Below are 20209 nucleotides of genomic sequence, written 5' to 3'. Positions count from 1 at the left end.
ATATTTGTCCAGTAATGAAATGAATGTAGCAAGTATATACCTTATTTTTATTATGGGAATATACTTGCTGAGTAGTAGCGATTATTTCAGCATTCTTTTTAGAATTTTACCGGTTGCTGTCATTGGTAAAGCTTCAACAATATCAAGATGTTTAGGACATTTATAATCAGCTAAATGCTGACGACTCCATTTCATTAATTCTTTTTCTGAAATAGAGTGTCCTTCTTTTAGAATGACAAAGGCTTTCACTTCTTCACCAAAGCGAGGGTGCTCAACACCAATAACAGCCACAAGGTGAACAGAAGGGTGTGTCATATACACTTCTTCTACTTCTCTTGGGTAGATATTGTAACCACCGCTAATGATCAGTTCTTTTAAACGATCAACAACATAGATATATCCTTCATCATCAAAGCGAACAATATCACCAGTATGAAGCCAACCATTGACGATTGTTTTTGCTGTTTCTTGTGGTTTCTTGTAATAACCTTTCATTACGTTATGACCACGAATCACTAATTCACCTTCTTGACCGTTTGGAACGTCATGACCATTTTTGTCGACGACTTTCATGGTTACCCCCGGTAATGGTTGGCCAATACTTCCCGGCTTGCGTTCAAACTCTAGGTGGTTAAATGCAGCTACTGGTGAAGATTCAGATAAACCGTAACCTTCGATAACCGGTACCTGTAGTTTCTCTTCAAATTGTTTTAGAACTTCCACTGGCATAGAGGCACCACCGGAGATCGCAACTTTCAATGTTTGTGCAATTTCTTTAAGGTAAGCCCCCGGATGTTTTTCTGCATAGGCTAACAAGCCAATAAACATAGTTGGAACACCTGCTAAGTGAGTTACTTTATGCTCATGTATTTGCTGAACCACTGTTTTTGGAACAAAGCGAGGAATAAGAACTAAAGCACTGCCAGCAAGGATGGAAGTGTTCATTATTAATGATTGGCCGAAAGTGTGGAAAAGAGGCAAGATCGCAATACTTACATCTGTACCTTTTTGGTTCGTTAATGCTTGGCAAGCTTGAGCATTACATAGCATATTACTTTGGCTAAGCTCTGCTCCTTTTGCAGCTCCAGTTGTACCTGATGTGTATAGGATTACGCAGCTATCTTCTGCTGAGCGATAAACGGTTTCGAAGGTTTTTCTACCCGTTTCTAACCATTGATTAAAAGAGTGTGCTTCGGCTGGCTTTTCAGATACAGGAGCGGTTTCGATAAGAATAAAATGCTCACAAAAATCAGCTTTAGTATAGCCTTCGTAACCAAATTGGCCGATAGGCATCGCATCAGAACCTTGATATGAAATAAGAGCTACAGCATCTGAATCTTTTAAGTGATAAGCCACTTCTTCGCCTTTTAGCATGACATTTAAAGGAACAACAACGGCTCCTATTTTTTGAATGGCATAATAGGCAATAACGAATTCTGGTGTGTTAGGGCAAGAGAGGGCTATTTTTTCATTTGGTTTAATATTTAACTGACTTAGGTGATCTGCAATCGCGTTTACTTTTTGATTTAGTTCTTGGTAAGTAATTTTTAGCTCTTGAAAGATTAAAGCAATGTTGTTTGGACGAAAAGTCGCGTTACGCTCAAGATTATTGGCTAAATTGTACATAGATAACCTTTATTGTTATTAGTTAATGGTGAATATATGGAAGTGTATATCAAGAAAGAAATAAAAGCAGAAAGGAAAAAAAGATTTTATTGATTATATTAAGAATAAGAGCAAAGGATGAGATACCAATGCTCTATTTAATCATTAAAATTTATATGAAGCACCGACATATAAAGAGTCTAAGGCATATAAGTTTGTTTCTGTTGTTAGTCCTGTACCACTTTGATAATCAAGATATTCAACAGCATACATATCCATTTCATAAGCGGCTCTAAATTGAACTCCACCTAATGCTTTTGGGGTGTATTCAACGCCAAATCCAAACTTAAAAGCGGCTCCGCTATCGTCAGTGAGTAACTCTTCACTTTGATTCAAATCTAAATTCGACATACCAACGAGTCCAAAGGGTCTAATACCATTTGCAAAGGTATAACCTAAGTTTGCCGCTAAGGAAATAGAGGTGGGTTTCATTGAATAATTACCAACCTTCGCTTTAGCTGTACCATAGTTAGTGTATGTCCCTTCAATCCCGACAATTTTATTGAATTGGTACCCTAGATAGACTTTTGTTGAGTTACCATCCGCTTCTGCTGAAATAGGGTTATTACTATAGCCCCAAGAATCTTCTTCAGAGTAACCAAATGAACCAAAACCTACCCCGGCATAAAAGCCGCTGATTTTGGGCTGAGATATGTCCATATTATCGTTAGCAAGCGTGTAGAAAGAGGTGGTAGAGATAAGGAGAGGAAGAAATATTCGTTTCATTGATAGCTCCATAATCAAAGTAATTATCAATCAGTATAGGTAGCTTTATTTAATATCCAAATTATTAATGACTTTTTGTGATCTATTGATAGTGCAATTGGTTCTTTGATAGTGCGATTAGCTATTTTTCATTATTGAAAGGATCTTGAATAATAGTCTTTGAGTTATTTCTAGGATGGAGTATATGAATAAAAAAGGATTATTGGCGATTGTTACTATATTAATTATTGTCGCAGTATGTACTTCAGGTTTAATGAGAGCGGTGATAGAACTATCAATATTTTTACTTTTGATGGGGTACTTATTCATCGTCAAAAAAAAAGAAGATAAAATAAAAAGCAAAAAGGCTGATAAGTAAAAATACTCATCAGCCTTTTTTAATTTGGTGGCCCCTCCCAGACTTGAACTGGGGACCGAACGATTATGAGTCGTGCGCTCTAACCACTGAGCTAAGGGGCCTTTGTAGGTGGTCGATTATAGGGGAAGATGAAAACAGTGTCTAGACATAAGGCGACTGCTTTTTAATCAGTTGATTGAAAATATGCGTTCAGATCGAAAAAAGGTGAGCCTAAGCCCACCTTTTTGATTCTATTAGCAAATAATTGTGTTTAATTATTCGTCTAAGAAGCTACGTAATACTTCAGAGCGACTTGGGTGACGCAATTTACGAAGCGCTTTTGCTTCGATTTGACGAATACGTTCACGTGTAACGTCAAATTGTTTACCCACTTCTTCTAGAGTATGGTCTGTATTCATGTCGATACCAAAACGCATACGAAGTACTTTTGCTTCACGAGGAGTTAGACCTGCAAGAACGTCATTTGTAGCAAACTTCAAGCTAGTTGATGTAGCTGAGTCTACTGGTAGTTCAAGCGTGTTATCCTCGATGAAATCACCTAGGTGAGAATCTTCATCATCACCGATTGGTGTTTCCATTGAAATAGGTTCTTTAGCGATCTTCAGCACCTTACGGATCTTGTCTTCTGGCATTTGCATGCGCTCAGCAAGTTCTTCAGGTAGTGGTTCACGGCCCATTTCTTGTAGCATTTGACGTGAGATACGATTCAGTTTGTTGATCGTTTCGATCATGTGAACTGGAATACGGATCGTACGTGCTTGGTCAGCGATCGAACGAGTGATAGCTTGACGGATCCACCATGTTGCGTAAGTAGAGAACTTGTAACCACGACGGTATTCAAATTTATCTACTGCCTTCATTAGACCAATGTTACCCTCTTGGATAAGATCTAGGAATTGAAGACCACGGTTTGTGTACTTTTTAGCAATAGAGATTACAAGACGTAAGTTTGCTTCAACCATCTCTTTTTTCGCACGGCGAGCTTTTGCTTCACCGATAGACATACGACGGCTGATGTCTTTAATATTCTCTACAGGTAAACCTGTTTCTTTTTCGATGCTATCTAGTTTTGCGATAGAGCGACGGATATCTTCTTCGTAACGCTGTAGACGCTCAACGTATGGCTTATCTGAAGCCATAATTTCATTGAACCACTCATCAGAAGATTCATTACCTGTGAATAGGGCAATGAATGATTTCTTAGGCATTTTACCGTATTCAACACACATACGCATGATTAGGCGTTCTTGTGTACGAACACGATCCATACCATCACGCATTTCTTTTACTAGGTAGTCGAATTGTTTAGGGATCAGTTTAAATTCACGGAAAATATCCGTTAATTCACCAATCGCTTCGCGTGATTTTGCATCATCACGGCCAAATTCTTCAAATGCTAACTGCATATTATGGTAAGAAGTACGAAGCTCTGTGAATTTCTCTAGAGCAAGTTCAGGGTCAATACCTGCATCTTCTTCTTCTTCCGTTTCAGCATCTTCTGCTTCATCATCTTCATCATCAAGCTCAGCTTCGCTTAATTCAGAACCGATATGAGTCGCTGTTGGTGCAGATGAACCGTCATCATTTGGATCAACAAATCCTGAAATAATGTCAGTTAAACGAATTTCTTCTGTTTGTACTTTGTCAAACTGTTCTAGTAAGTATGAAATAGCGCCAGGGAATTCAGCAACAGAACACTGAACTTCGTTGATACCTTCTTCAATACGTTTAGCGATGTCAATTTCGCCTTCACGAGTAAGAAGTTCAACTGTGCCCATTTCACGCATGTACATACGCACTGGGTCAGTTGTACGGCCAATTTCACTTTCTACACTTGATAGTGCTGCTGCAGCGGCTTCTGCTGCATCTTCATCAGTTACGGCATCATCATCATTTAATGACATGTCATCAGCATCAGGAGCGGTTTCTACCACTTTGATACCCATGTCATTAATCATTTGGATAATATCTTCAACCTGCTCAGAATCGACAATCTCTTCTGGTAGGTGATCGTTAACTTCTGCGTAGGTCAGGTAGCCTTGTTCCTTGCCTTTGATTACAAGTAATTTTAGCTGTGACTGCGGATTTTGATCCATAGACGGTATCCTACTTCTGGTCTGTGTGACGGAATTAGTATGCGATATGCAAACCACTAATAATAACAAATTTTTTCATTGATGACGACAATTTGGGTTCTACGCTTTTAATTCTAGCATTAAGGCTAGCAGCTCCCTTTTTTCTTCGACTGATAAGCCAAGTGTTCTTTCTTTCGTCTGCAAACTTTCAATTTGTTGATTGATGCACTGGGCTAAAACGCTGTCCAGTGAATCCATGAATACATCTTGTATATTGTCTTGGTCTATAGGGAGTTCCCATGCTGCCAAGCGTGATAATAGTTTTTCATTTTTATCACCGCGCCAATGTTCTAATAACAGGCCTGTGGTGATATGGGGATTATGTCGACAACTTTCAAGTAGCTGAAGAAATAAACTTAAACCAGGAAGTGGAATTTCTTTAACACTTTCTAGATCTGGTACTAATTGAGCTAATTCTGGGTTTTGTAATAATAAGGTTATTACTTCTCGCATAGCCGTACGTTTTATTTCTGGTTGCGCAAGGCGTTTAGGCTCTACAGCTCCTTGTTTAGATATTAGTTGCTGTAATTGACTTTCATCGAGAATTCCAAGCGTTTTGCCAAGTTGCTCACGTAAATAAAGGCGTAATGTTCCACCAGGCACTTTATCTATTAGTGGCACTGCAAGTGTTGTTAATTTTGCTTTCCCTTCACGCGTGCTGGTATCAATTTGGTCAACCAGAGTTCTGAACATAAAGTTAATTAATGATTCAGCATTGGCCACTTCTTGCTCAAATGCTTCTTTTCCATATTGACGGATATAGGTATCAGGGTCTTCACCATCAGGTAAGAACATAAATTTAAGTTGGCGCCCATCATTTAAATAGGGAAGCGCTTGTTCCATTGCTCGCCATGCTGCTTCTCGACCAGCTCGGTCACCATCATAACAACAGACGACAGTGCTCGTTTGACGGAAAAGAAGCTGCATATGATCGCCAGTTGTTGCTGTTCCTAGAGAGGCTACGGCATAATCAACACCATATTGCGCTAGAGCAACTACATCCATATAACCTTCAACAACGAGTGCTTGTGGTAGGTCTTTGTAGGCTTGCAATGCTTCATATAAACCATAAAGCTCTTTGCCTTTATGGAAAATAGGCGTCTCAGGTGAATTTAAATATTTGGGAGTGCCTTCACCAATTACGCGTCCACCAAAGCCTATAACGCGACCACGACGATCTCGAATTGGGAACATGACTCGACCACGGAAACGATCGTAACGGCGTCCATTATCGCTTTCAATTAACATCCCACCGCTGACAAGGGCATCTTGTGATGCTTTATCGCGGCCAAAGTTATTTTTAACTAACTCCCATTCATCAGCAATATAACCAATACCAAATTTTTGGACTATCTCACCAGAGAGACCTCTATCTTTAAGATAGTTGATTGCGTGAATGTTTGCTGCAGATTTTAATTGGGAGCGATAAAACTGACTAATGCCGCCCATTAAGTCATACAAGCTGCGTTTTTGTTCTGAATTCGCAGTTGGACCTGATGATGGAGCATTAAAACCACTGCGTTGTTCTCGAGGTACATCAAGACCAAGCATTGATGCTAGTTCTTCGATAGCCTCTACAAACTCAAGTCGGTCAAACTCCATAAGGAAGTCAATGGCGTTACCATGAACACCACAACCGAAGCAGTGATAGAACTGTTTTTCTTGGCTTACAGAGAAAGAAGGGGATTTTTCATTATGGAATGGACAGCATGCACCGTAGTTTTTCCCTTGTTTTTTCAGTTTTACTCTTGCGTCAATGATATCGACAATGTCGTGTCGATTTAAAAGCTCATCTATAAAACTGCGAGGGATATGTCCAGCCATCTTTTCTTTTCCTGTAGATACAAACAAGCCGTGCAATCAAAGATAGCACGGCTTGTTTTATAAATAGAGTATTATTAAGCCAGTTTAGATTTAACTAATTGGCTTACTTTACCCATGTCAGCGCGGCCTTGGATTTGAGGTTTTAACACACCCATCACCTTGCCCATATCTTGCATACCAGCAGCACCTGATTCAGCAATTGCTTTGTCTAATAACTCAGCAACTTCTTCATCGGTTAATGCTTGTGGCATGAAATCTTCCAGTACTGTAATTTCAGCACTTTCTTTTTCAGCAAGATCATCACGACCAGCAGCAGTAAACTGCGAAACTGAATCGCGACGTTGTTTAACCATCTTCGTTAAAACAGCAATGATTTCGTCGTCAGACAAAGTTGTTTGACCATCGACTTCACGTTGTTTAATTTCAGATAAAGCTAAACGAATAGTGCCAAGGCGTAATTTATCCTTGGCTTTCATCGCTAACTTTTGCTCTTCTTTGAGTTGTTCAATTAGAGCCATAACTTAGTCCTAAATAGTTAGGTAAGTTATTAGTACAGGCGAACGCGACGTGCGTTTTCGCGAGACAGCTTCTTAGCGTGACGCTTTTGAGCTGCTGCTTTAGCGCGTTTACGTACTGTAGTAGGTTTTTCGTAATGTTCACGACGGCGAACTTCAGAAAGAATACCTGCTTTTTCGCAAGAGCGCTTGAAACGACGTAGTGCAACGTCGAACGGTTCGTTTTCACGTACTTTAACTACTGGCATATGCCTTTCACCTCAGGTGTTAGTCAATTCGCTGGTAGTTATAATTAACCAGCTATTATTCAAATTGGTGCCGAATTTTAATCCGATCTAGTCTCTTTGTAAAGCATTCTTGATTAAGAATTGAGTAATTTCTTTGTTTATTTTGTCTTCTTAAGGCATCTCCTTGCTTGAGGTAGCTCAGGGATGTAGGTAATATGGCGATAAATTAACAGGTAGCTGAGAAAAATATGCGAATTTTAGGCATTGAAACCTCGTGTGATGAAACGGGTGTTGCGATTTATGATGATGAAAAAGGGTTATTAGCTCATCAGCTGTATAGCCAAGTAAAACTGCATGCTGATTACGGCGGTGTAGTGCCTGAATTGGCTTCTCGTGATCATGTTAAAAAAACCATTCCTTTGATCAAGGCGGCACTGAATGATGCTGGTTTAACCAAAGATGATATCGATGGTATTGCTTATACCGCAGGCCCTGGTTTAGTCGGTGCCTTACTAGTGGGTTCGACGATTGGTCGAAGCATCGCTTATGCATGGGATGTTCCTGCAATTCCTGTTCATCACATGGAAGGACATCTGCTTGCTCCAATGCTTGAAGATGTGCCACCTGCGTTCCCATTTGTTGCTTTACTTGTTTCTGGTGGTCACACCATGATGGTTGAAGTAAAAGGAATTGGTGAGTATCAGATCCTTGGTGAATCGGTAGACGATGCAGCAGGCGAAGCATTCGATAAAACTGCAAAACTGATGGGCTTAGATTATCCTGGTGGACCATTGCTTTCGAAATTAGCAGAGAATGGTACAAAAGGACGTTTTAAATTTCCGCGTCCAATGACCGATCGTCCTGGTTTGGATTTTAGTTTTTCAGGTTTGAAAACATTTGCAGCAAATACGATTCGTGCTAATGAAGATGATCTGCAAACACGAGCTGATATTGCTTTTGCTTTCCAAGAAGCGGTAGTTGATACATTAGCAATTAAATGTCGTCGTGCTTTAAAACAAACAGGCATGAAACGTTTAGTGATGGCTGGTGGTGTGAGTGCGAATAAATACTTACGTCAAGAACTTGAAGTGGTGATGAAGAAAATTGGTGGAGAGGTATATTACCCTCGTACTGAGTTTTGTACCGATAACGGTGCAATGATTGCTTATGCAGGTATGCAACGTTTGAAAAATGGTGAAACGACAGATTTAGCTGTTCAAGCTAAGCCTCGTTGGCCAATCGATCAATTAGCGCCAATCAAATAGTGATCTATTTGGATCACAAAAGATCGTCATCTATATAAAGGGGCTAATTAGTCCCTTTTTCTTTGCCAGATTTTTGTTTCTTTTCCTTCAAAGAAGCGTTTTATGTTCTCATGGTGTTTTAAAACGATTAAGCAAGAGAGCATGGCAACAGGCAAAGTGTATTGAGGTTTTACAAGCCAAGTAAATAGAGGGGCAAGTAAAGCGGTGATCATTGAGGCTAATGAGGAATATCCAGTTACTAATACTGTTACGACCCAGCAACCAAATAACATACCTGTTAAATCTAATCCTATCGGGGCTAATGCTCCAAGAGCGGTTGCTACACCCTTACCACCTTTAAAGTGGAAAAATAGCGGGTACATGTGACCTAAGCAAGCTGAGATGGCAATGACACCAAGCATAAAAGGGTTTATTTCAAGAAAATAGCCACCCCATACAGGTAACATTCCTTTGAGGATGTCGCATAAAAGAACTAGCCCAGCAGCACTTCTTCCACCAATTCTAAATACATTCGTGGCGCCTGGATTATGTGACCCAGAAGTTCGAGGGTCAGGTAACCCTTTTAATCGGCAAATTAAAACCGCACTAGAGATCGATCCTAGCAGATAGGCGATGATGATCATAATTAGTGCAAGAGGGGTCATGAATGAGCCTTAATTTAAGCGATCGAGAGCGATCAGAAATCATTTTTATAGTATATTGCTCGACACATTGAGCAAAGTAATATCAATATTACGTTGTTTTTCTTTTGATGGGTATCCGACCTCTTAATAAAAAGTGTGATCAAAGATGGATTTAGTATTTATAAAACAGCTTGAAGTAATTACCACCATTGGCGTTTATGAATGGGAACAAGGAATTAAACAAAAGCTCGTATTAGATATTGATATGGCTCACGATAACAAACCAGCGGCAAAATCGGACGATGTTGAGTATTGTTTAAATTACGCTGAAGTGAGCGAAGCAGTAACAGAATATATTCAAAATGGTCGATTTCTATTGGTTGAACGTGTTGCTGAAGAAATTGCCGAGTTAATCATGACTCGTTTTTCTGTTCCTTGGGTTCGAATTCATTTATCTAAGCCAGGTGCAGTTGTAAATGCGCATAGCGTCGGCGTTGTGATTGAGCGAGGAAATAAATGATCACAACCTATATTGGTATTGGCTCCAATATTGAACCAGAAAAGCATGTAAAGGCTGCGATAGATGAGTTAAAGCTGTTAGGAAATATAGCTCAAATATCAACCGTATATGAGGCTGAGCCGGTAGGCTTTTCAAGTAATAATTTTTTTAATTTAGTCGCTGAATTAGAAGTTACGTGTTCATTAAGTGAACTTGCAACTCAATTACGTGCGATTGAACTAAAATGGGGAAGATTACCTGATGCACAAAAGAATCAAGATCGTACTTTAGATCTGGATATCTTGTTGTATGGTGATGTGATCTCAAATAATGATCCTAAATTACCTAGAGAGGATCTATTTAAGTTTGCATTTGCTATTTTGCCTCTTGTTGAGCTTAACCCTGATTTAATTGTACCTGGTACAAAAACCACTATTAGTGAGATATGGAACCATTTCACTCACAGTCAATCACTTAAACCCGCGTTAATTAACTTAAGGTCTTAATGGAATATCATGACGTACTTTGAAGCTTTCTTTCTTGCTCTTCTGCAAGGATTCACAGAGTTTTTACCTATTTCAAGTTCAGCTCATTTAATTTTACCTTCTGCAATTTTAGGTTGGCCAGATCAAGGTCTAGCTTTTGATGTTGCAGTTCATGTTGGCACATTAGCTGCCGTGGTTATCTACTTTAGAAAAGAAGTGGTGACATTATTAACAGCTTGGGTAGGCTCTATTGTAAAAAAAGAGCACAACAAAGAATCAAATTTGGCTTGGTTAATCGTGTTAGCTACGATTCCTGCAGCTTTATTTGGTTTACTATTTAAAGATTTTATCGAAGTGTATTTACGTAGTGCATGGGTTATTGCTACGACTACGATTGTTTTTGGTCTATTGCTTTGGTGGGTAGATAAAAATGCAACGTTAGCAAAAGATGAATACCAAATGACGTGGAAAAAAGCGTTATTTTTAGGTATCGCTCAGGCAATGGCGATGATCCCAGGTACTTCTCGATCAGGAATTACAATTACCGCAGCTTTGTATCTTGGCTTTACTCGTGAGGCTGCAGCTCGATTTTCTTTCCTAATGTCCATTCCAATTATTACACTTGCTGGATCTTATCTTGGTCTTAAATTGGCGATGAGTGATATTTCAATTCACTTAGGCCTATTAAGCACCGGAGTGATAATTTCTTTTATTAGTGCTTATATCTGTATTCATTTCTTTTTGAAGCTGATTTCAAGTATGGGGATGATGCCGTTTGTTATCTACCGTATCTTATTAGGTTCAAGTTTATTGGTATGGTTAGCTTTGCACTAGAGACTAGAGACTAGAGACTAGAGACTAGAGACTAGAGCGAAGCGTTCTAGTCTCTAGTTAGCGTGCGTATAGCTTATTTGATATTCAACTTATCCTTCACTGCTTCAATTCGTCTTTTACTCAACTCGTCTCTAATCTCCGGCCCTTTAAATCCTGCTGCAACCACTTCTTTCACTTCCACATTTTTTGCTGCATCAAATGCCGTTTCAAAACGTTGTTTTTGTGGGTAAGGTTGAGTTTCTAATCCCAATCTTCCAGCATGATCAGCTTGGCAACAAAGTAAAATTGGCTCTAAGCGTTCTGGTTTACGCCACACATCCATTTTATCGAATATTTTAATGAAGGTTTGTGCTCGTAATTCTGGGGCTCTATGGATATTTGAGTGATGTTCACATACTAATAGAGCAAGATCTCGATAGTCATTTGGTACACGAACACGATCACACAATCTTTTAATCAGTTTAATGCCTGTATGGCAATGCAGTTTATGGCTTGGCCATTCTGATTCTGGTGTAACGCCTTTTCCAAGGTCATGTACTTGTGCTGCGAAACGAGTCGGTAAGTCTTGGCTTAATAGGGCGGCTTGCTGAGCAACCATTAGGGTGTGGATCCCTGTATCAATTTCAGGATGCCATTTTTCTGGTTGTGGTACACCAAATAAAGCATCGATTTCAGGCAATACAATAGCGAGAGCACCACACTCTTTTAGTGTAGAAAGAAAGATTTCAGGATGTTGACTAGATAATGATTTTTGCCATTCTTGCCATACTCGCTCAGCAGTTAAATAAGAGAGTTCACCACTATCCACTAACTCTCTCATTAAGTCCATGGTTTCAGGGGCAACCATAAAGCCTAGATGGTGAAAACGAGCAGCGAAGCGGGCTACACGTAGTACTCGTAGGGGATCTTCAGTAAAGGCTTCAGATACATGGCGAAGTGTTCGATCTATAATATCTTGTTGACCATTATAAGGGTCGATGAGTTCACCATTATCAGCTTGAGCGATGGCATTTATGGTAAGGTCTCGACGTAATAAATCTTCTTCTAAAGTAACGTCTGGCTCTGCGTAACAGGTAAATCCTTTATAACCTTGACCACTTTTTCGTTCGGTTCGTGCAAGTGCGTATTCTTCTTTAGTTTTAGGGTGCAGAAATACAGGGAAATCTTGTCCAACGGTTTGATAACCTAGAGCTCCCATTTCTTGTGGAGTGGACCCAACAACAACCCAGTCCTTATCTTTTACGTCAATATTGAGAAGTGAATCTCGAACTGCACCACCAACTAAATAAATTTTCACGTTTTGTCCTAATCGCTGCCAAGATAAAGAGAACTTTCTTTACTTTCTTACATCCAATGATACCGTGCAAATAGAGTTTTTCGACTTTTTATTCCCATGCTTTGTTTTTGTTGAGCCGATTAGGATAGATTTAACCTTATGTACCAAGATTTTTTTGGCTTTGATGAGCTGCCATTTTCAATGACACCAAATGCGCGATTTCTTTATTTAAGCGATCGTCATAAAGAAGCATTGAATTACTTATTGTCTGGTTTAGGACAGGGTGGTGGCTTTGCACTATTAACAGGGGAAGTTGGCACAGGAAAAACAACGGTTTCAAGAGCGCTTTTTTCACAGTTAGACGAAAAGGTAAATTTGGCTTTAATTTTAAATCCTATGTTTAGTGCTCAAGAGTTATTGGAAGCGATTTGCGATGAATTTGAAATTGCTTATTCTTCTCTTGCTTCATTAAAGCAGTTGACTGATAACATTGTTCATTACTTAAAAAGTGAAAATGAAAAAGGCTATCAGACCATTGTTGCGATCGATGAGGCTCAACACTTAGGCCCTGATGTTCTCGAACAATTGCGACTATTAACAAATTTTGAAACTGATAGCGATAAGTTATTAAAAGTATTATTAATTGGTCAACCTGAGTTACAACAAAAACTCCAACAAACTAACTTACGACAATTAGCGCAGCGAATTACGGCAAGGTATCATTTACTGCCTTTAACACCTCAAGAAATTGAGCATTATATTACTCATCGTTTGAATGTTGCTGGCGGAGATACCACACTTTTCTCTCCCTCATTAATTAAAAAAATTGCTCAGCATTCAAATGGGGTTCCTCGTTTAGTTAATTTATTATGTGATAAAGCATTATGGGTTAGCTATCAAAATGGGAATCCCAAAATAGATCAAGCTGCAGTTAATAAAGCAAGTGAGTTGGTTCTTGATTGGCAAGTTGCTTCTAGTACTGAACGTTCATCTATAAATACTCAAGCGCGTCGCTTTATTCCGTTAGTCGCTATCGGTGTGTCGGCTTTGTTGTGCTTTGGCATTTATTCTATGCTGCCTAGTTATTTAGATAAGCATTTTCCAATACAAGAACCAGTTGTTGAAGCGCCTTTAGTGGGGTTTCATGATCAATCTGATGCATTTAAACAGTTACTTTCCGTATGGGGCTACTCTGTTAATTCATTCCAAGCTAACTGTACCAATGCAAAACGTGCGCAATTATATTGTTTAGATGACAATGGATCTTTAAATGATTTGCTTGCTGTGAATCGTCCGGCGGTTGTTTGGTTACAAGAATATTCTGGTGAAGGCCTGTTAGCTATTGTATATCGTGTGAGCTCTAAAGGTATTGAGTTGTTGCTTCCTTCTAAGCGTGTGGAAGTATCACACCAATGGTTTAGTCGCCACTGGAATGGGGCATACGTGCAATTATGGCAAAAGCCAATAATAACAGAACGAGCAATGAGAAAAGGAGACGAAGGTGAAGCTATTTTTGCTTTAAATCACTTACTTTCAACCGCATTAGAGCAGCCAATGGTTGAGTCAGATCGATTCGATGAACAAACGGAACAACAAGTAAAACAATTTCAGGAAATTTTTGGTTTGAAAAAGGATGGAATTGCGGGTTCTAGTACCTTGATGTGGTTAGATAGTGTTACCAATGCAAATGCACCGTTATTACAAGGAGAAGATTAATATGTTGTCCAAATCGATATCTCCCGTAATCATTGGAGCAATTATTATTTTACCTCCGATATCACTTAGTGCGTATATAGCTTGGCCTTATTATCAAGCTCAGCAACAAGAGATAATTATGTCACCTTCGACTTATACAGAACTTTCATTTCCAAAGGTAGATACTCAAAAATTACCTATTCAGGCAACGAAGCTCGCATTGATTTCATCTGTTAAAAGTAGGGGCAATACGATTGAATCTTCTTTGGTTTCAGAACCTGAAACAAAGGCGCCTATAAAAAATAAAAGCATGGGAGATTCTGGTGATTTCAATGTAAATGAATTGGATCTGTCTGGGTTATCTCCAGAATTAGCCGCTCGATTTGAGTCAATATTGAATGATCCTGAAAATGATTATGTTGAGTCAGAAGCTGAAGAGTCGTCAGATACTTATTCTGGCGTTGTCGCATTAGATAAAAATGCAGCTCAATTTATCGGGCGCTTGCCTGCGATGAATTTTCAAACGCATAACTACACGTCTAAGCCTAGCCGTCGATGGGTTAAAGTAAATGGAAAAGAGGTGAATATAGGCGGACATATAACGTCAAATATTTCCTTATTAGAAATTAACCCAAGAAATGTGGTCGTTGATTTTAAAGGACAGAAAATTGAAATCCCAGCACTGTATGAATGGAAAGGGTAATTTGTAATAAATAAAAAAGCTCAGAATATTCTGAGCTTTTTTATTATATGAAACTTGTCGATTAAGACCAGCCGTTTGGTTTCTTCTTACGACTTGGGATCATGTGTGGAAGTAGTAAACCAAACAATAAACCGATACCAGCAACACCACCACCGTACATAAAGTATTTTAGTAGTAGGTCTTCTTTTTGTGTATCAAGTTTAGCTCGTAGTTCACGAACTTCTGTTTGAGAGCTAATTAGTTGATTATTTACATCACTGTAGCTTTGCTCTAAATCTTGAATTTGTTTATTACGTTGTTCCAAGCTATCAGCTAACCCGGCTTTTTCATTGTTAGCCGCTTTACGAGCGTTAGCCAGTTGTGTTTTAACTGTAGCCAGTTCTTGTTCAACCTTTGGTAAACGCTCACCTAAACCTGGTTGACGAGAAACAAACTTACTTTCAACCCAGCCTTTACGACCTTTAGTATCTACGATTTGCGTAAAACCAGTACTTCTGTTACTTGCCAATTGAGTGATTCGATCACCCGCATTAACACTACCAATAATTTTGTATTGGTTGCTTGGACCTGAATGCATGTAAGTAAACAGGTTATCAGAAATATAACGAGTTTGAGCTTGTGCTGGCGCAGCAATAGCCCAAGCAAGTAGAATCAGGCTAATAAAATGCTTCACAATAATATTCCTTTGAAAAATGGACCCTGAATCATTTTGAGATCATCAAGTGCTGATATCTTATCGATTCAAACGAAGCTATAGATACTAAAAATAATTGGGCCCAGATGCAAGAAAAGAGGAGATATTACTCTCCTCTTTGTGCCATTGTTGCAAAATTGATTAAGCTTATGCGCCGATACCAAAGATCGCTTGCATTGCGTAGTAGAAAACTACCGCTAATAACGCACCTGCAGGTAGGGTAACAACCCAAGATGCAACAATGTTACGAACCACACCTAAGTTTAGTGCGCCAATACCACGTGCAAAACCTACACCTAGAACCGCACCAACTAATGTTTGTGTTGTTGAGATTGGAAGACCAGTACCTGACGCTAATACAACCGTTGATGCTGTCGCTAATTGAGCAGCAAAACCACGGCTAGGAGTCAGTTCTGTAATACCAGTACCAACTGTTGCCATTACTTTGTGACCTAAAGTCGCAAGACCAACAACAATACCAATACCACCTAATGGAAGAATCCACCAAGCGATGGTGCTTTTCGCTGTGATTTCGCCCATGTGCTCAACCGTTGAAACAACCGCAGATAGAGGACCAATCGCATTAGCAACATCGTTTGAACCGTGAGCGAAAGCCATCGCACACGCTGTGATAACCATAAGCGTACTGAAGATACTTTCTACGCCAGTAAAACCACGGCTGTCTTTCTCATCGTTTACAGTATTTGCAAATTTACGAGAAATATACATGTAACCACCAACCATTACTAATGCAGAGATACCTGCAGAAGCAATCCATGCCTCACCATTACTTAGGTGTAAGCCAACATGTTTTAGACCTTTTTTGATCGTAACAAGAGCGATAACCATAGTCGTAATGAACATGTAAACAGGAACAAAACGTTTCGCATTCATCAGTGGCTTATCTGTATCGAATATCAGTCGTTGAGCACTGATAAAGATCATATAAGCAAAGATACCAGAGATAAGCGGGGTAACTAACCAGCTACCAACGATACCTTGAACTGAGCTCCAATCAACCGCTTCTGTACCAACAGCAACACACGCGAAACCAATGATAGCACCAATGATTGAGTGAGTTGTTGATACTGGCCAGCCCATGTAAGAAGCAAGTAATAGCCAAGTACCAGCAGCAAGTAGTGCTGACATCATACCGTAAACTAAAACTTCAGGTTGGCTAGCGAATAGAGAGGTATCAATTACCCCTTTGCGGATTGTATCTGTAACCTCACCACCTGCAAGGTATGCCCCTGCAAATTCGAAGATCATAGCAATGATGATTGCTTGTTTTACTGTTAGTGCTTTAGACCCTACAGATGTGCCCATTGCATTGGCAACATCATTTGCACCAATACCAATAGCCATAAGGAAGCCAAAGAAGGCTGCGATTAAAATAAGGGTCGTGCCGTAGTTAGCAAGAATATCCATTGTATTACCTGTTACTGAATCACAAACTTATGAGCGAGATAGCATTAGTTCTAAACGAGAACCAACACGTTGTGCTTGGTCGGCAATGCCACCAACCCACTCAAGGATTTTATAAAGGAACATAACATCGATCGGATTGTACTTGTGTTCGATGCTCATGAGTTGTTGGCGCAGTTTAATTTGCAATTCATCAGTATCATCTTCAATGATATCTAATTTATTGATCATTTCTGCAACCAAAGTGACTTCACGTCCTTTAAAGCCTGTTTCCAATAGCTCGTCCAATTCGCTGATTACTTCTTGTGCTTGACTAGCAGCATCTAAACAGCGTTGAACATAAGCTAAAAATGCATCCTGCATGGAGCTTGGAATTTCAAGTTGGCGACCAACAACGCGGCCAGCAATATCTTTAGCTAAGTTAGCAAGTTTATCTTGCTGAGTTAAAAGACCAAGCATATCGGTACGATCAACTGGCATGAATAAACCGCGTGGAAGCTTCAAACGGATTTCACGTTTTAATACATCCGCTTCTTTCTCTAAATGAGAAATCTGCGTACGAATTTCATTCGCTTTTTCCCAATCACCTTTTGTGCACGTTTCGAAAAACGGAACAAGAAGTGAGCAGCATTCATTGACACAAACAACGTGACGCTGCAAAGGTTTCATAGGGGACTTTGCGAATAACCCCATAATAGTATTTACTGGCATGGTTTCTTAACCTATAAAACAAGCACCTAATGGTGATTTGTTAGACGATGGCCATAAAGGCGCGAATGTTAACCCAATCCTAGACTCAATAAAACTACTTTAGATCATGGTTTGGGCATTATTTCTTGCTTGATACCGAACAGTTTAAGCCATATCCTTGGAAAGACAACGGTTATGAGGTCATTATGGAAACTGAAATAGAATTGAAATTTTTTGTATTTCCTGAGTTTGTAGACACTATTATAGACAAAATTTCAGGCGCGAAAGTCATAGAACAAAGCTGTCTTAACCTAGGAAACATCTATTTTGATACTCCTGAACAGCATCTTCGTAAGCATGATACTGGACTTAGAATCCGACGATTTAATGATGAACGCATTCAAACATTAAAGACTGCGGGAAGAGTTGTTGCTGGTTTACATCAACGACCAGAATACAATGCAGATCACGATTCTGACATTCCAAATGTTTATTTACATCCTTCCGATGCATGGCCAGATGACATCACTTTAGAAGATCTTCAGCAGCAACTTTCTCCTCTTTTTTCTACCAATTTTGTTCGTCAACAATGGTTAGTTGCTATGCCTGATGGCAGTGAAATTGAATTGGCATTTGACCAAGGTGAGGTGATTTCGGGTGATAAAACCACTCCGATTTGCGAAGTTGAACTTGAACTTAAATCAGGTCAAACCGATGCATTATTTACCCTAGCGCGTGATTTGTGTAGCTCTGGTGGAATGCGGTTGGGCAACCAAAGTAAAGCGGCAAAAGGGTATCGTTTAGCGATGGATACGCCTACGGATAGCGTAAAACCATTAACCTTAGTAAGAACCGAATCAAGCGATAGTGTAGAAACGTGCTTTGTTAATTCGTTAGAGCATGCGTTGTCACATTGGCATTATCATGAACAAATTTATGTCGATACTCAGGATAAATTAGCACTACAAGAAATTCGCATTGCTATCGCATTCTTGCGACAAATCTTCTTGGTGTTTGGTGAAATGGTACCTAAACGAGCCAGTGAATTATTACGCCAAGAGTTAAAATGGTTAGAAGAAGAGTTGCATTGGCTGGATGAATCTGAACACCTTGAGTATTTAATTGAAGAAAAAGGCAATGTATTAAGAAAACTGGATGCTCGTAAGTTTTTAGTTGCCAGCTTAAAAGAGAGTGCAGAAGCATTACCTACAACTGATGAGATGATGAAATTATTAATGTCAGCTCGTTATTGTGGTCTTTTACTCGATTTAAGTCGTTGGATATTAACTCGTGATTGGCAGCCTTTCCTTGATGATAAAAAACGTCAAGTGTTGCAAGAATCTATCGATAGTCACTCTGGCATATTGCTTGATCGTACGTGGGAAGCGTTAGATTCTGCATTCTCGACAGAGAACCAATTATTACCTGTGGACTACTTTAAACAGAAAATGCGTTTGCGTCGTAATTTGATGACAGGTACTTGTTTTGCTCTTATTTATGATGAAGAGCGAAGAAAAGGGTTCCGTCTGCCTTGGTTAGATTTATTACAAGGTATTGGTGACTTGATGAGTTTAGAGCCATTACGTTCGCGAGTGCAGCTTTTGGAAGATAACGAAGAGCGAGAGCAACTTGAACGTTGGCTACTTCGTCAAGAACGCTCAATTCTGCACGCCATGGAGCAAACTCGTCGAGCTGGGCTTGAATATCCTCCTTATTGGCAATAGAGGTTTACATAACTCTAATTTATTGAGAGCCAGTTGCAGTTGTAACCAAGAGAGAAGGAATTAGCCTAAGTAGGTTTAATTACTTCTCTTTTTTATTTTCTATGAGCTCAATCTTTTTCAAAATCTCGGCTTGCTGTTGTAAGAGTAAATTGAGTTTTTCATCTCTTTCTCGCTTTTCTTGTTGCTCATGTCGTCTCTGTTCTAGTTTCGCTGGCTCTGTGATGATTGATGTTATTAAGCCTGAGATCATACCGAAAATACCAACGCCAGATAAAATAATCATTACCGCTAAAATTTTTCCTGCCACCGTTATTGGATAATGATCGCCATAGCCAACCGTTGAAATGGTCACAAAGGCCCACCATATAGCATCCCCTGCGGTTTGTATGTTTGCATTAGGATTATTACCTTCAAACATCAGCATAAAGACAGAACCTAAAGAAATAAGGGTGACCATCAATACTAAAATGGAGGCAATAGTGGCTTCTTTACGGTTTGAGCGGATTTGTTTTAGTAATGATTGGCTAGATCGTAGTAAGCGGAAAACACGCAGAATGTGAAAAATACGAGCATAACGAACAGGTTCAATAATCGGAATGCTAGCAACAAAATCTATCCAATGATCTTTTAGATATTGTGTTTTATGTTTTGTACGGAATAAGTCTAGAGATAGTTGAAATAAAAAGAGTGCGCAGATAATAGTATCAAGTGCGATCAGTATGGTGCGACTATTATGTTCTAGTGGTACAAACAGTAGGCTAGAGATCACAATTAACGATAAAAAGGAAAGTATCAGTGACATTAAGCTCATTGGTTTAAGGTCAACTTTGTTATTATTCATCATAA

General features: G+C 39.3%; 20 protein-coding genes and 1 tRNA gene. 8 read left to right on the top strand and 13 right to left on the bottom strand.

Annotated features, from left to right (window positions below; genetic code table 11):
• Positions 1 to 81: 81 nt before the first annotated feature.
• Both GNP81_RS01000 and GNP81_RS00995 read right to left on the bottom strand, forming a co-directional pair.
• Positions 82 to 1626, bottom strand: coding sequence for a long-chain-fatty-acid--CoA ligase (locus GNP81_RS01000; RefSeq protein WP_155671020.1), 1545 nt, complete (start codon positions 1624 to 1626; stop codon positions 82 to 84).
• A gap of 144 nt (positions 1627 to 1770) precedes the next feature.
• Positions 1771 to 2391 carry an outer membrane beta-barrel protein gene (locus tag GNP81_RS00995; protein WP_155671022.1) on the bottom strand — a complete coding sequence of 207 codons (621 nt, stop codon included), beginning with the start codon at positions 2389 to 2391 and terminating at the stop codon, positions 1771 to 1773.
• 184 nt (positions 2392 to 2575) lie between these two features.
• Here GNP81_RS00995 and GNP81_RS00990 point away from each other — a divergent pair, with 184 nt between their 5' ends.
• Complete coding sequence (locus GNP81_RS00990) at positions 2576 to 2749, top strand: hypothetical protein (protein WP_155674268.1); 174 nt, start codon at positions 2576 to 2578, stop codon at positions 2747 to 2749.
• 25 nt (positions 2750 to 2774) lie between these two features.
• Here the strand turns inward: GNP81_RS00990 and GNP81_RS00985 are convergent.
• The 5 genes from GNP81_RS00985 to rpsU all read right to left on the bottom strand — a co-directional run bounded on the left by GNP81_RS00985 (position 2775) and on the right by rpsU (position 7471).
• Positions 2775 to 2850 (bottom strand) — tRNA-Ile (locus GNP81_RS00985).
• A gap of 153 nt (positions 2851 to 3003) precedes the next feature.
• The gene (gene rpoD / locus GNP81_RS00980) at positions 3004 to 4893 is read right to left on the bottom strand and encodes an RNA polymerase sigma factor RpoD (RefSeq protein WP_373863484.1); all 1890 of its coding nucleotides are present in this window, start codon (positions 4891 to 4893) and stop codon (positions 3004 to 3006) included.
• Between the two features lie 51 nt (positions 4894 to 4944).
• Positions 4945 to 6708, bottom strand: coding sequence for a DNA primase (gene dnaG / locus GNP81_RS00975; RefSeq protein WP_065597663.1), 1764 nt, complete (start codon positions 6706 to 6708; stop codon positions 4945 to 4947).
• Between the two features lie 74 nt (positions 6709 to 6782).
• On the bottom strand, positions 6783 to 7226 hold the full coding sequence (locus GNP81_RS00970; RefSeq protein ID WP_005421026.1) for a GatB/YqeY domain-containing protein: 444 nt from the start codon (positions 7224 to 7226) through the stop codon (positions 6783 to 6785).
• A gap of 29 nt (positions 7227 to 7255) precedes the next feature.
• Positions 7256 to 7471 (bottom strand): 30S ribosomal protein S21, encoded by a 216-nt coding sequence (gene rpsU / locus GNP81_RS00965; protein WP_005421025.1) that lies wholly within the window; start codon positions 7469 to 7471, stop codon positions 7256 to 7258.
• A gap of 227 nt (positions 7472 to 7698) precedes the next feature.
• On the opposite strand from rpsU, the gene tsaD reads away from it, so the two are divergent.
• Positions 7699 to 8715 carry a tRNA (adenosine(37)-N6)-threonylcarbamoyltransferase complex transferase subunit TsaD gene (gene tsaD, locus GNP81_RS00960; protein ID WP_155674269.1) on the top strand — a complete coding sequence of 339 codons (1017 nt, stop codon included), beginning with the start codon at positions 7699 to 7701 and terminating at the stop codon, positions 8713 to 8715.
• Positions 8716 to 8762: 47 nt separating this feature from the next.
• Here the strand turns inward: tsaD and plsY are convergent, their stop codons facing one another.
• Complete coding sequence (gene plsY / locus GNP81_RS00955) at positions 8763 to 9359, bottom strand: glycerol-3-phosphate 1-O-acyltransferase PlsY (protein ID WP_133415759.1); 597 nt, start codon at positions 9357 to 9359, stop codon at positions 8763 to 8765.
• A 145-nt stretch (positions 9360 to 9504) separates the two neighbouring features.
• Between plsY and folB the strand changes: the two genes are divergently transcribed.
• The 3 genes from folB to GNP81_RS00940 are packed head-to-tail and all read left to right on the top strand — an operon-like array spanning position 9505 to position 11156.
• Positions 9505 to 9858, top strand: a complete 354-nt coding sequence (gene folB / locus GNP81_RS00950) for a bifunctional dihydroneopterin aldolase/7,8-dihydroneopterin epimerase (RefSeq protein ID WP_155671029.1) — start codon at positions 9505 to 9507, stop codon at positions 9856 to 9858.
• Positions 9855 to 10343: a 2-amino-4-hydroxy-6-hydroxymethyldihydropteridine diphosphokinase gene (folK, locus tag GNP81_RS00945; protein WP_155674270.1), complete on the top strand. Its 489-nt coding sequence runs from the start codon at positions 9855 to 9857 to the stop codon at positions 10341 to 10343. The genes folB and folK overlap by 4 nt, the downstream gene beginning before the upstream one ends.
• 9 nt (positions 10344 to 10352) lie before the next feature.
• Positions 10353 to 11156 (top strand): undecaprenyl-diphosphate phosphatase, encoded by an 804-nt coding sequence (locus GNP81_RS00940; RefSeq protein WP_155671033.1) that lies wholly within the window; start codon positions 10353 to 10355, stop codon positions 11154 to 11156.
• Between the two features lie 73 nt (positions 11157 to 11229).
• Here the strand turns inward: GNP81_RS00940 and GNP81_RS00935 are convergent, their stop codons facing one another.
• The gene (locus GNP81_RS00935) at positions 11230 to 12453 is read right to left on the bottom strand and encodes a multifunctional CCA addition/repair protein (protein WP_336495405.1); all 1224 of its coding nucleotides are present in this window, start codon (positions 12451 to 12453) and stop codon (positions 11230 to 11232) included.
• Between the two features lie 138 nt (positions 12454 to 12591).
• Here GNP81_RS00935 and GNP81_RS00930 point away from each other — a divergent pair, with 138 nt between their 5' ends.
• Positions 12592 to 14148: an ExeA family protein gene (locus tag GNP81_RS00930; RefSeq protein ID WP_155674271.1), complete on the top strand. Its 1557-nt coding sequence runs from the start codon at positions 12592 to 12594 to the stop codon at positions 14146 to 14148.
• Position 14149: 1 nt separating this feature from the next.
• Positions 14150 to 14830 (top strand): general secretion pathway protein GspB, encoded by a 681-nt coding sequence (locus tag GNP81_RS00925; protein ID WP_155674272.1) that lies wholly within the window; start codon positions 14150 to 14152, stop codon positions 14828 to 14830.
• A gap of 61 nt (positions 14831 to 14891) precedes the next feature.
• Here GNP81_RS00925 and GNP81_RS00920 read toward each other — a convergent pair whose 3' ends face one another.
• From GNP81_RS00920 to GNP81_RS00910, 3 genes are all read right to left on the bottom strand, one after another.
• Positions 14892 to 15503: a TIGR04211 family SH3 domain-containing protein gene (locus tag GNP81_RS00920; protein WP_005421005.1), complete on the bottom strand. Its 612-nt coding sequence runs from the start codon at positions 15501 to 15503 to the stop codon at positions 14892 to 14894.
• A 168-nt stretch (positions 15504 to 15671) separates the two neighbouring features.
• A complete protein-coding gene (locus tag GNP81_RS00915; RefSeq protein ID WP_005421003.1) occupies positions 15672 to 16952 on the bottom strand; it encodes an inorganic phosphate transporter in 1281 nt (426 codons plus the stop codon).
• Between the two features lie 27 nt (positions 16953 to 16979).
• Positions 16980 to 17660: a TIGR00153 family protein gene (locus GNP81_RS00910; protein ID WP_005421000.1), complete on the bottom strand. Its 681-nt coding sequence runs from the start codon at positions 17658 to 17660 to the stop codon at positions 16980 to 16982.
• A gap of 185 nt (positions 17661 to 17845) precedes the next feature.
• On the opposite strand from GNP81_RS00910, the gene GNP81_RS00905 reads away from it, so the two are divergent.
• A complete protein-coding gene (locus GNP81_RS00905) occupies positions 17846 to 19363 on the top strand; it encodes a CYTH and CHAD domain-containing protein (RefSeq protein ID WP_155674273.1) in 1518 nt (505 codons plus the stop codon).
• A gap of 79 nt (positions 19364 to 19442) precedes the next feature.
• Here the strand turns inward: GNP81_RS00905 and GNP81_RS00900 are convergent, their stop codons facing one another.
• Positions 19443 to 20207, bottom strand: coding sequence for a potassium channel family protein (locus GNP81_RS00900; RefSeq protein ID WP_155674274.1), 765 nt, complete (start codon positions 20205 to 20207; stop codon positions 19443 to 19445).
• Between the last annotated feature and the right edge of the window lie 2 nt (positions 20208 to 20209).

This window comes from Aliivibrio fischeri, from assembly GCF_009727955.1.
Taxonomy (GTDB): Bacteria; Pseudomonadota; Gammaproteobacteria; order Enterobacterales; family Vibrionaceae; genus Aliivibrio; species Aliivibrio fischeri_A.
The sequence above is the reverse complement of the archived record's forward strand: the minus strand, read 5'-3'. Positions and strand labels throughout refer to the sequence as shown.

What these genes read in the sequence shown, in the direction of transcription:
- GNP81_RS00905 (WP_155674273.1), top strand. Translation starts at nt 17,846, where the DNA reads ATGGAAACTGAAATAGAATTGAAATTTTTTGTATTTCCTGAGTTTGTA.
- GNP81_RS00970 (WP_005421026.1), bottom strand. Translation starts at nt 7,226, where the DNA reads ATGGCTCTAATTGAACAACTCAAAGAAGAGCAAAAGTTAGCGATGAAA.
- GNP81_RS00925 (WP_155674272.1), top strand. Translation starts at nt 14,150, where the DNA reads ATGTTGTCCAAATCGATATCTCCCGTAATCATTGGAGCAATTATTATT.
- rpsU (WP_005421025.1), bottom strand. Translation starts at nt 7,471, where the DNA reads ATGCCAGTAGTTAAAGTACGTGAAAACGAACCGTTCGACGTTGCACTA.
- GNP81_RS00915 (WP_005421003.1), bottom strand. Translation starts at nt 16,952, where the DNA reads ATGGATATTCTTGCTAACTACGGCACGACCCTTATTTTAATCGCAGCC.
- folB (WP_155671029.1), top strand. Translation starts at nt 9,505, where the DNA reads ATGGATTTAGTATTTATAAAACAGCTTGAAGTAATTACCACCATTGGC.
- GNP81_RS00910 (WP_005421000.1), bottom strand. Translation starts at nt 17,660, where the DNA reads ATGCCAGTAAATACTATTATGGGGTTATTCGCAAAGTCCCCTATGAAA.
- folK (WP_155674270.1), top strand. Translation starts at nt 9,855, where the DNA reads ATGATCACAACCTATATTGGTATTGGCTCCAATATTGAACCAGAAAAG.
- dnaG (WP_065597663.1), bottom strand. Translation starts at nt 6,708, where the DNA reads ATGGCTGGACATATCCCTCGCAGTTTTATAGATGAGCTTTTAAATCGA.
- GNP81_RS00930 (WP_155674271.1), top strand. Translation starts at nt 12,592, where the DNA reads ATGTACCAAGATTTTTTTGGCTTTGATGAGCTGCCATTTTCAATGACA.
- GNP81_RS00990 (WP_155674268.1), top strand. Translation starts at nt 2,576, where the DNA reads ATGAATAAAAAAGGATTATTGGCGATTGTTACTATATTAATTATTGTC.
- tsaD (WP_155674269.1), top strand. Translation starts at nt 7,699, where the DNA reads ATGCGAATTTTAGGCATTGAAACCTCGTGTGATGAAACGGGTGTTGCG.
- GNP81_RS00940 (WP_155671033.1), top strand. Translation starts at nt 10,353, where the DNA reads ATGACGTACTTTGAAGCTTTCTTTCTTGCTCTTCTGCAAGGATTCACA.
- GNP81_RS00900 (WP_155674274.1), bottom strand. Translation starts at nt 20,207, where the DNA reads ATGATGAATAATAACAAAGTTGACCTTAAACCAATGAGCTTAATGTCA.
- plsY (WP_133415759.1), bottom strand. Translation starts at nt 9,359, where the DNA reads ATGACCCCTCTTGCACTAATTATGATCATCATCGCCTATCTGCTAGGA.
- GNP81_RS01000 (WP_155671020.1), bottom strand. Translation starts at nt 1,626, where the DNA reads ATGTACAATTTAGCCAATAATCTTGAGCGTAACGCGACTTTTCGTCCA.
- GNP81_RS00995 (WP_155671022.1), bottom strand. Translation starts at nt 2,391, where the DNA reads ATGAAACGAATATTTCTTCCTCTCCTTATCTCTACCACCTCTTTCTAC.